Source organism: Microbacterium luticocti DSM 19459 (genome assembly GCF_000422405.1).
In the GTDB taxonomy this organism is placed as follows: domain Bacteria; phylum Actinomycetota; class Actinomycetes; order Actinomycetales; family Microbacteriaceae; genus Microbacterium; species Microbacterium luticocti.
This window is the reverse complement of record NZ_AULS01000009.1, coordinates 126577-136136: the sequence shown is the minus strand read 5'-3', so window position 1 is coordinate 136136 and position 9560 is coordinate 126577. Positions and strand designations below refer to the sequence as shown.

Below are 9560 nucleotides of genomic sequence, written 5' to 3'. Positions count from 1 at the left end.
GATGCTGTCCGCCCCCGCGAGCATCCCGCCAAGGATCGTGCGGACCTTCACCGCCACGTTCGCCGCCGGAAGCGTCGAACACGCCTCGACCAGACCGGTCAGGCCCGCCTTCTCCGCCAGCGCGAGCACCGGAACCAGACCCGCATGCGACACGAGGTTGCCGTCATCGAACACCGGCACCAGACCATGAGATGCTTTCACTTAAGAGATGCCCCTCTGTTCTCGGAAACGTTGACTTCAGCACTCAATATTTTCCCAGACCAGAAGGGCATTTCACTTACCGGCACGCTCTACACAAGCCAACCCAACCGGTGGATCAGGGCTGAGACTGCAGCCAGCTCACGGTGGACGCCCAGTCGGGAGGCTCTGGTGACGAGTCCGCGATGGCAACTTGAGTGCCACCACCTAGAGCCAGCACGAGTGCGACCGCGACCGCGGCCGCGGCCGCGCGAATTTTGATTCGCATAGTTCTTCCCTCTCAGAATCCAGACCGACTGGTCTTCGCGGATGTTCCATTGACGCTCAGCTTGATGCTGACTGTCGCGGACGAGTACAGAGTCTTAAAGACCGTCCTTCCGACAGCGGTCGCGGGGCCGGATGAGTTGGAGGCCGACTTCGTGATGGACAGCGAGGGTGTCGCGGCCGTCCCTCCAACAGAATACGAATAGGGCTGTCGGACAGCATCGATCACGCCCACGCCGTAGGCGCGCGTGTAGTCGGCCCGGAAGGACAGAACCAGATACGCAGTCTTCTCCTCGACACGGCAGTTGGAGTAGTTGATATAGTTCGTGCCAGACGAAGTGCCTTCGCACGATCCAACGGTCATCGGCCGAACACCACCAGACACCGGCGGTGCCGGCTCCTCCAACCGAGACTCCGTCAGTGACCCATCGGCGAAGTGCCGAACGGTTACGACCCAGCCCCCGTCCCGGTACCGATCTTCAGACACCGGCATTGCGTCTGATCGGGAAGACAGTGGCATATTCCCGTCGAGGATGTTCTCGGCGAGTTGCGCGGCGACGTCATTCTCAACCCCGTGGTCGACGTACCACTGATAGATCTCGCTATACGCGGAGCTAGTCCTGCCCTCGTCGGCGTTCGCGGCTGTAGCTGCAGAGAGCGGTACCAAGAGTGCCGCCGAAATCGCCAGCGTGAAGACGTGCTTGATCCATGATTTGGTCACCAGTTCTCTCATTCTCTTGCATCGTTGACATAGCCGTGCATCCTTGGATAAATAGCCGGCCGCTCCCCTTGAGACCGTTCGGTAACGGTAGCATACGATCATGCCTTCAGAGTCTCATGAATCACCGGTAATAACGCAGAGCGAAGACCGTACGGACAACGCCGTCGTTTGGCTGACGTGGGGCTCTGTCGCCCTCATCGCCTGCTCGCTGGCCGTACTGATCACGGCGCCCTTTGAATTGTGGGCGCTGCTCGCTCTGGTCTTCGCGGCTGCCGCCGCGGTCGTCGCGCTCTTTGCACGCCGACGTGCGATCCGGCTGCGCCGGAAGAGAGGTCTGATGACAGGCCTGGTCGTGTTCATCGCAGCCTTGATCCTCGGGTTGTACTCCCTGCCGTGGACCATCGTGGGGCTTGCCATCTCACTGTCCTGAGGGCTGTCGGCGGTGTTGGCCAGGCGGAGCGTCGGGAATTTGCGCCACCACCTTCGCGGGCACCGGGGCGAGCGGGAGCATGACGGGCCAGGGGGTCAGTCTTCCCGCTCACGCGGCGGGGCGAACTCGACGAGCAGGACGACCGCGTCGCCACCGACCGCGGCATCCATCGCCCCCTTGAGGTGTTTCCAGGCGAGCGGATGCTCGGCCGCATACCGTTTCAGGTCGGCGGCGGACTCGTCCCGGTCGAGCAGGCGGACGTCGGCACGCACCCGACGCGCGCGACCCGTGCTCAGGTACGCGACGCCGTTGGCTCGGAGATTGCGGTACCACTGCGCCGTGCTGCCGAAGCCGGATGCCACGACGATGCGATTGCGGTCGCGTTCGACGACCTCGACCACCACGTACCGCGGCTCGTGCGAGACCCGGCCGAGATGCTCGATCATGACCAGGCGCGTGCCGAAGATCCAGCCGAGCCCGGCCCGGTACAGCGCGATCGGGGCGCGCACCAGCCACGGCGTGCGCAGCAGCGTCTCAATCAGGCTGTCGATGCGGCTCGTCACGTTGCCCCCTCGGAATCGGGCTTGCGCGCCCGGCTCGGCTGCACCCGCGGCGGCTCGCCGGGCATCTTCGGGAACTCGGGCGGGAAGGGCAGCTCGCCGAGTCCGTCATCGAGGTCGCGTTGCCACCACTCCAGCAGCGTGTCGATCTGCCCGGGTTTCGCTGCGAAGTCCCGCCACGGGTCGCCGACCTCGGTGAGGCGCTGCGGGATCGTGCGCACGGTGAACGCGTCCGGGTCGACGGATGCCAGTTCCTCCCAGGTGATCGGGGTCGACACCGTCGCCCCCGGCAGCGCGCGCGGACTGTACGCGCCGGCCATGGTGCGATCGCGGTTGGCCTGGTTGAAGTCGACGAAGATGCGCGCGCCGCGCTCCTCCTTCCACCAGTCCATCGTGACCTTGTCGGGCAGTCGGCGCGCGAGCTCCCGGCCGGCGGCGATCACCGCGTGCCGCACGTCGAGGAACTCGTGCGTCGGCTCAATCGGGCAGAACACGTGCAGTCCACGGCTGCCGCTGGTCTTGATCCAGGCATCCAACCCCGCTTCACCCAGCACGTCGCGCAGCGCCGGCGCCACGGCGACCGCATCGGCGAAGTCGGTGCCCGGCTGCGGATCGAGGTCGATGCGCAGCTCGACCGGATGATCGGTGTCGGACGCGAGCGACGCCCAGGGGTGGAAGACGACGGTGTTCATCTGCGCTGCCCACACCGCCGCCGCGATCTCGGTGATGACGAGTTGGGGATGCCTGCGCCCGCTGTTGTAGGTGACGGTGACCGCCTCGACGTAGTCGGGCGCGCCCTTGGGCGGGTTCTTCGAGAAGAAGCTCTCGCCGTCGATGCCGTCGGGGAAGCGCTGCAGCGACACCGGACGGTCGCCGTTGGCGGCCAGGAACGGCCCGGCCACCGCGATGAGGTACTCGGCGAGCTCGCGCTTGGTGATGCCCGGAACGGGCCAGACGACACGGCTCGGGCTGGACAGCCCGACCTCGCGGTCGCCGTGCGGGCCGGGGACGGTCAGGGTGATCCGTTCGGATGCCATCCGGTCAGGCTATCCAGCACCTGCGACACCGCGGAACCCCTTGCGCGGACGCGGGTCCCCAGACCGGGGCGCGCGGGCGGAGTCCGCGGGTGGGGTCCGCGGGTGGGGTCCGCGGGTGGGGTCCGCGGGTGGGGTTGTAAGCGGTTCCCCGAGCGGGGTTCACACGACTGCGCCACGAATCGGCGACTGCGCCGCGAATCGATGGCGCAGTCGCCGCGAACAGGCGCGGTCGTGTGACGGGGATGCCGCACACAGGCGCAGTCATGTGACCGGGGCCCGCGGGCGGAGTCAGCGCGTCCCGGGCCGGGTCATGAGCGGCTCCGTGAGCAGGGTTCACACGACTGCGCCATGAATCGGCCACTGCGCCGCGAATCGAGGGCGCAGTCGCCGCGAAATGGCGCGGTCGTGTGAATGGGATGCCGCGAACAGGCGCAGTCGCCGCAACCAGGCGCAGTCATGCGACCGGGAGCGCGCACCCGGGCACAGTCACGACCTACTCGTCGTCGACGACCTACTCGTCGTCGGCGACCTGGTCTTCGTCGGCGATCTGCTCGGCGGGGGCGGGGTCGGGCAGCGCCATGACCGGAGCGAGGTCTTCGCGGCTCAGCCGGATCCAGGGCCCCGCCGGGTCGAGCACGACGCCGTCGATGCCGGTGTCGCCGCGCAGCGCATGGCCGAGCTGGGCGGGGGCGAACGGCGCCGGTCGGTCGTTGCGGCCGAGCGCGACCACTTCGAGCGGGTGCGAGAACACGGGCAGGATGCGCTCCCCTGCCTCGGTGTGCGACTCGGCGACCCCCCACTCGTCGTCTTCGGACGCGCGGTTCACGGCGATCCACAGCGGCGCGGTCGTCATCGCGGTGGCGATCTCGGCGGCCGTCTCGGCGGTGCGCGGCCCGGTGACCAGCCGCTTCAGGGTCAGCTGCGGATCCATCTCCGAGAACATGCGCTCGATGAGCGCGCGGGGCAGCACGACGGCGGCCGGAGCCGACGCGTGATCGACCATGACGCCGGCGAAGTCGCCCTGCAGCACGTACTGCAGCACGGCCGGGGCGGCCTGGCCCATCGCCGAGGTCTCGGTGTCGCCGTCCGCCCGCACGGCATCGGCCAGGGCGTCACCGCTGCTGTACAGCATGACGAACTGACCCTCGTCGCGGGTGGCGATCGCCAGCGGCAGTTCTCCGCCGGCGGCCATCAGCTCTTGGGCGTTGCCCTTCACGCGCAGGTACACAGTGCCCTGCAGCAGTTGGCGGGCGACGTTGAGGATCTCGGTGGGCTCGGGGTCGGCGCCCAGCGCGGCGAGCGCGGCGCGAAGCACGACGTTGTCGGGCAGGCCGGGCAACGACTCGTGCGGCGGCGGGGCCTCGCCGGTCGGCTCGGCCGCCGCGGCCGGCTCGGAAGGCAACGCCTCGGCGGTGGTGTCGGCTCCGAACCCGCCGTACGAGGTCGTCGAGATGCCGACCTGGGGCACCGTGTCACCGGGCGCATCGGCCGCTGCGGGCCCATCGACCGCGCCGGCCGCCCCTTCGGCCGCGTTCTCGGTGGCGGGGGTGGATGCCACGGCTGCGGCATCCGTCACCGTGTCGCCCGCGATCGTGGCCCGTGCATCCGAGCCCTCGGCATCGGCATCGCCGGCGCCCTCAGCACCCGAGCCCTCGGCACCCGCAGCGGAACCCGACGCGCCAGCGACGCCCTCGGCACCCACAGCGGAACCCGCCGCGTCCGCGACACCCGCAGCAGAACCCCCGGCGACCTCGTCGGCTGCGCTGGCGCCGGCCGCGGCATCCGTCGTCGCCTCACCGGCGGTGTCGTCGTCGACGTGCGCCTCGGAGTCGTTCGCCTTCGGGCCGCGAGAGAAAAGTGCCATTGGGCCAGCCTAACCCGGCCGGCCGGTCACACCTTCTCGATGGGGGCGATCTTGATGAGAAGCTTCTTGGCTCCGGCGGTGTCGAACCGCACGTGCGCGACGCGCTTCGCCCCCTCGCCGGTGACGGCGTCGACGATGCCCTCGCCGAAGTCCTCGTGGCGGATGCGGTCGCCCGACGCCAGCTCCATGTCGCCGTTGTCGCGCACCCGCGCCGGGATGCGGTTCGGGAACTTCTCCATCGCAGTCGCCTTCGGCTTCAGCGCCGGCGGCTCGTCGCTGCGCCGGCCCCATCCGCCCGGGCGGCGCGCATTGAGCGCCCGCGACTGCGTGCCGCCCCGCGAGTTCACGTCGCCCGGCGACTGCCGCCAGTCCACCAGGTCGGCGGGGATCTCTTGCAAGAACCGGCTGGGCATCGCCACCGAGATCTCACCGAACTGCGCCCGCGTCATCGCGAGGGTCAGGTACAGCCGCTGCCGGGCGCGCGTCACGCCCACGTAGAACAGCCGCCGCTCCTCGGCCGGCCCCCCGGGCTCGCCCGCCGAGATGCGGTGCGGGATGAGGTCTTCTTCGACCCCGGTGATGAACACGGCGTCGTACTCGAGGCCCTTCGCCGTGTGCAGCGTCATCAGCGACACCGTGCCCGACGCGTCGTCGAGGTCGTCGGCGTCCGAGACCAGCGCGACCTCAGTGAGGAAGTCCAGCACGGTGCCCGCGGGGTTGTTGCGGGCGAACTCGCGGGCCACGGCCACCAGTTCGTCGATGTTCTCCAGTCGCGCCTCGTCCTGCGGGTCGCGGCTGAGCTGCAATGCGTCGCGGTAGCCGCTCTTGCCCAGCAGCAGCGCGAGCCCGTCGGCGACCGCGCTGGGGGGCGCGACCTCGCCCGAGGCCGGCAGCATGAGCGCGGATGCCTCGGCCAGCACCGCGTCCAGGTGGGCCACCGCCTTCTGCAGCTTGGGTCCGAGCCCCAGCGCCGACGAATTGGCGAGCGCGTCGCGGAAGGTGATGGACTCGGACGCCGCATACCGGGCGATGGTCTCGACGGTGACGTCGCCGATGCCCCGCTTGGGCTTGTTGATGATGCGGCGCAGCGCCATCTCGTCGGCGGGGTTGGCCACCGCGGTGAGGTAGGCCAGCGCGTCTTTGATCTCGGCACGCTCGTAGAACCGGGTGCCGCCCATGATCTTGTACGGAATCGCGGCGCGGATGAAGATCTCTTCCAGCGCACGGGACTGCGAATTGGTGCGGTAGAACACCGCCATCTGCCCGTACGGCACGCCGCCACGGCGGAGCGAGTCGATCTCGTCGGCGACGAACTGCGCCTCGTCGTGCTGCGAGTAGCCGGTGTAGCCGACGATCTTCTCGCCGGCGCCGACATCCGTCCACAGCCGCTTGTCTTTGCGGTCGAAGTTGTGGCTGATCACCGCGTTCGCGGCGCTGAGGATGTTCTGCGTGGACCGGTAGTTCTGCTCGAGCAGCACGACCTTCGCGCCGGGATAGTCGCGTTCGAACTCGGTGATGTTGCGGATGTCGGCACCGCGGAACGCGTAGATGGACTGGTCGGAGTCGCCGACGACGGTCAGCGATGCCGGCTCGACCTCGGGCGCATGCTCGGGTTCGAAGATCATCATGCCGCCGGCGGCATACGGCTCCGCGGCCCGGCCCACAACCGGCCGGGTGAGCTCGTGGATGAGGGCGTACTGGGCGTGGTTGGTGTCTTGGTACTCGTCGACGAGGATGTGCCGGAACCGCCGCCGGTACACGTCGGCGACGTGCGGGAACGCACGGAACAGGTACACCGTCTGGGCGATCAGGTCGTCGAAGTCGAAGGCGTTCGCCCTCTGCAGCGCCCGCTGGTAGTCGCCGAACACCTCGACGAACTTGCGTTCGGCGGGGTCGGACATGTTCGCCTGCCGCGCGTACGCTTCGGCGTCGAGCAGTTCGTTCTTGACCTTGGAGATGCGGCTCTGCACCGCCGCCGGGGTCAGGCCGAAGGCATCCGCTTCATGCTCTTTGACCAGGCGCTTGATGAGCGCCCGCGAATCGCCGGAGTCGTAGATCGTGAACGAGGTGGTGAACCCGAACTGTTCGGCCTCGCGACGCAGGATGCGCACGCAGGCGGAGTGGAAGGTCGAGATCCACATGCCCTGCGCGTGCCGGCCGACCAGCTGTTGCACGCGTTCGCGCATCTCACCGGCGGCCTTGTTGGTGAACGTGATCGCCAGGATCTGGCTCGGCCAGGCCTCTTTGTTGCGCAGCAGCGACGCGATGCGATGGGTCAGCACCCGGGTCTTGCCCGAGCCGGCACCGGCGACGATGAGCAGCGCCGGCCCGCGGTAGACCACGGCTTCGCGCTGTTGCGCATTGAGGCCGGCGAGCAGGTCGTCGTCGGCGCGCGCGCCGCTGGGGCCGCCGCCGACGATGAGGGGGGTGGATGCGTCGCTCATGGCCCTTCGAGTCTAGGCGCGGGCGACGACACCGCTGTCGGCGGGTCGCGGTAGCGTGCCCGGCATGGATGCTCGTGTCACCTTGATCACGCTCGCGGTCGCCGACCTGGCCGCGTCACGCCGCTTCTACGTCGACGGGCTCGGCTGGGAACCCGCGTTCGAGGTGCCCGGCGAGGTGATGTTCTTCCGGGTCGCGCCGACCGTGGTGCTGTCGCTGTGGAGCCGCGCCGGGTTCGAAGCCGAGGTGGGTCCGCTCGGCGACGGCGGCGGCATCCCGCCGCTCACCCTGGCGCACAACATGCCCGACGCCGACGGAGTCGACCGGGTGATGCGGGATGCGGTGGCCGCGGGCGCACAGCTCATCCGGCCCGCGCGGCAGCGGGAATGGGGCGGGTATTCCGGGTACTTCGCCGATCCCGACGGGTTCCGCTGGGAGGTCGCGTACAACCCCGGCCCGCTGGGCGTGGAGCTGATGCGGGCGGCGGGACTGGTGTGAGGATGCCGCCGCCTATCGCGCGGGCGAGTCCGCCGAACCGGAGCCGCGCAGGGCCAGCAGCGCGCCGGCGACGGCCATCGCCGCGCCGATGCCGACGCCCCACCACACCAGACCCTCGGGCAGGTGCATGCGCAGCGCCGCTGCGACCAGGCGTGACAGTCCCCATGGCAGCAGGCCCGCCCGCTCGTCCCAGACGGCGAGCGTGCGCTCCAGGCCGACGGCCGAGACCACCCACGCCGGTACGGCCAGTGCGACGCCGCTCGCGCAGAGCACGGCGCCGATCCCCCGCGCGGCTCCCAGCTGCGCGAACAACGACCAGGCCGCCGCGACGAACAGCCAGAGGAACAACGCCGACGCCACCGTGATGTACGTCCCGCGGGCGGCGGGGTACTCCCAGAACGCGTACCAGTACCCGCCCGGGCCATTGACGGCCAGCACCGCCAGGGTGAGCACGCACCGCAGCACGACGACTCCGCCGACCGCGGCGATCACCGGCCACGGCGAGTGCACGCCGACGACGACGCGCAGCACGAGTGCGAAGACCGCCCAGGCGCAGACCACCACGACGAGCCGCAACCAGCCGCCCAGCGACGACTGCACGGCGCGGGTGGCCACCAGCAGTGCCACGGGAACGAACAACAGCAGCCAGCGGTCGAGCGCCAGCATCCCGAGCGTCGACTCGCGGGCACGCCACGGTCTGGTCGCCGCCAGCCATGAGGCGCGGGCGGCCGCCGCACCGGGTCGTCGCACCAGGCTGGTGCGCGTCGCAACGATGCCGATCAGCAGCCAGGCCACCGCCAACGCCAGCAGCACCCGGGCCAGCCACGCCATGAGCGGGTCGGATGCCGCGCTCGGCTCGCCGTCGGCCGGCGCCACCAGCGCATGCGTGGCGACCGCCCCGCCGACGAGGATCGCGGCGACCGCGCCGAACGCCAGCAGCAGCACCGCGAGGGCGACGGCGAGGATGCCTCGCCTGCCCGCCGTCGTCATGGATCGATGCTACCGGCCCGCCCGCGACATGCTGTGCGCGGTTCGGCCCCGGTCTGTCGCAGGCCCGGTCCGGCGGCTTATCCTGGGGGCGCGAGGGGGTACGGACATGTCGGCACGGATCGCTGCCGGAGCGGCGGGGCTGCTCCTGCTGTGCCTCACCGGGTGCGCGGGAGGCCAGATGAACACGCCGTCGGAGGGGACTTCGCGCCCGCCGTTCACCTCGATGACGCCGACGCCGCAGACGCCGTCCGGCACACCGGTCGAGGTGCCGGATGCCCGCTGGAAGGCGATCCGCGACGACCTGGCCGCACGCGGGGTCGCCGCCACGCCCGAGCTGGTCTCGAGCGAACAGGTCACCTGGAACAACGGCGCACTGGGCTGCCCTGCTCCGGGGAGGAGCTACACCCAGGCCGTCGTCGAGGGGATGCGCGTGGTGGTCTCGGTCGCCGGCACGACCTACGACTACCGGTTCGGCACCACCGACAGCCCGTTGCTGTGCGACCCGTCGGGCCACCCGGCATCCACCCCCTGACGCACGCCGCCGCCGCACGACCGA

The 9560-nt window shown here is 69.9% G+C and carries 9 protein-coding genes and 1 pseudogene; 3 read left to right on the top strand and 7 right to left on the bottom strand.

Annotated features, from left to right (window positions below):
- Together H577_RS0110770 and H577_RS17655 are read right to left on the bottom strand one after the other, a co-directional pair.
- A pseudogene (locus H577_RS0110770) lies at window positions 1-180 on the bottom strand (IS1380 family transposase); the annotation flags it as partial.
- Window positions 181-478: 298 nt separating this feature from the next.
- Window positions 479-1195 (bottom strand): hypothetical protein, encoded by a 717-nt coding sequence (locus H577_RS17655; protein WP_156876626.1) that lies wholly within the window; start codon window positions 1193-1195, stop codon window positions 479-481.
- Window positions 1196-1283: 88 nt separating this feature from the next.
- Between H577_RS17655 and H577_RS0110760 the strand changes: the two genes are divergently transcribed.
- On the top strand, window positions 1284-1613 hold the full coding sequence (locus H577_RS0110760) for a hypothetical protein (RefSeq protein ID WP_029145953.1): 330 nt from the start codon (window positions 1284-1286) through the stop codon (window positions 1611-1613).
- Between the two features lie 95 nt (window positions 1614-1708).
- Here the strand turns inward: H577_RS0110760 and H577_RS16190 are convergent, their stop codons facing one another.
- From H577_RS16190 to H577_RS0110740, 4 genes are all read right to left on the bottom strand, one after another.
- Window positions 1709-2176 (bottom strand): nitroreductase family deazaflavin-dependent oxidoreductase, encoded by a 468-nt coding sequence (locus H577_RS16190; protein WP_051191962.1) that lies wholly within the window; start codon window positions 2174-2176, stop codon window positions 1709-1711.
- On the bottom strand, window positions 2173-3210 hold the full coding sequence (gene ligD / locus H577_RS0110750; RefSeq protein ID WP_029145952.1) for a non-homologous end-joining DNA ligase: 1038 nt from the start codon (window positions 3208-3210) through the stop codon (window positions 2173-2175). The genes H577_RS16190 and ligD overlap by 4 nt, the downstream gene beginning before the upstream one ends.
- A 511-nt stretch (window positions 3211-3721) precedes the next feature.
- The gene (locus tag H577_RS16185; protein WP_051191961.1) at window positions 3722-5074 is read right to left on the bottom strand and encodes an SseB family protein; all 1353 of its coding nucleotides are present in this window, start codon (window positions 5072-5074) and stop codon (window positions 3722-3724) included.
- Window positions 5075-5100: 26 nt separating this feature from the next.
- Window positions 5101-7518: an ATP-dependent helicase gene (locus tag H577_RS0110740; RefSeq protein WP_029145951.1), complete on the bottom strand. Its 2418-nt coding sequence runs from the start codon at window positions 7516-7518 to the stop codon at window positions 5101-5103.
- A gap of 64 nt (window positions 7519-7582) precedes the next feature.
- Between H577_RS0110740 and H577_RS0110735 the strand changes: the two genes are divergently transcribed.
- On the top strand, window positions 7583-8014 hold the full coding sequence (locus tag H577_RS0110735) for a VOC family protein (protein WP_029145950.1): 432 nt from the start codon (window positions 7583-7585) through the stop codon (window positions 8012-8014).
- A 12-nt stretch (window positions 8015-8026) separates the two neighbouring features.
- On the opposite strand, the gene H577_RS0110730 is transcribed toward H577_RS0110735, so the two are convergent.
- The gene (locus tag H577_RS0110730; RefSeq protein WP_029145949.1) at window positions 8027-9004 is read right to left on the bottom strand and encodes a hypothetical protein; all 978 of its coding nucleotides are present in this window, start codon (window positions 9002-9004) and stop codon (window positions 8027-8029) included.
- 178 nt (window positions 9005-9182) lie between these two features.
- Here H577_RS0110730 and H577_RS0110725 point away from each other — a divergent pair, with 178 nt between their 5' ends.
- Window positions 9183-9536, top strand: a complete 354-nt coding sequence (locus tag H577_RS0110725) for a hypothetical protein (RefSeq protein ID WP_245570384.1) — start codon at window positions 9183-9185, stop codon at window positions 9534-9536.
- Window positions 9537-9560: the final 24 nt, after the last annotated feature.

What these genes read in the sequence shown, in the direction of transcription:
- H577_RS0110740 (WP_029145951.1), bottom strand. Translation starts at nt 7,518, where the DNA reads ATGAGCGACGCATCCACCCCCCTCATCGTCGGCGGCGGCCCCAGCGGC.
- H577_RS17655 (WP_156876626.1), bottom strand. Translation starts at nt 1,195, where the DNA reads ATGAGAGAACTGGTGACCAAATCATGGATCAAGCACGTCTTCACGCTG.
- ligD (WP_029145952.1), bottom strand. Translation starts at nt 3,210, where the DNA reads ATGGCATCCGAACGGATCACCCTGACCGTCCCCGGCCCGCACGGCGAC.
- H577_RS0110735 (WP_029145950.1), top strand. Translation starts at nt 7,583, where the DNA reads ATGGATGCTCGTGTCACCTTGATCACGCTCGCGGTCGCCGACCTGGCC.
- H577_RS16185 (WP_051191961.1), bottom strand. Translation starts at nt 5,074, where the DNA reads ATGGCACTTTTCTCTCGCGGCCCGAAGGCGAACGACTCCGAGGCGCAC.
- H577_RS0110725 (WP_245570384.1), top strand. Translation starts at nt 9,183, where the DNA reads ATGAACACGCCGTCGGAGGGGACTTCGCGCCCGCCGTTCACCTCGATG.
- H577_RS0110760 (WP_029145953.1), top strand. Translation starts at nt 1,284, where the DNA reads ATGCCTTCAGAGTCTCATGAATCACCGGTAATAACGCAGAGCGAAGAC.
- H577_RS0110730 (WP_029145949.1), bottom strand. Translation starts at nt 9,004, where the DNA reads ATGACGACGGCGGGCAGGCGAGGCATCCTCGCCGTCGCCCTCGCGGTG.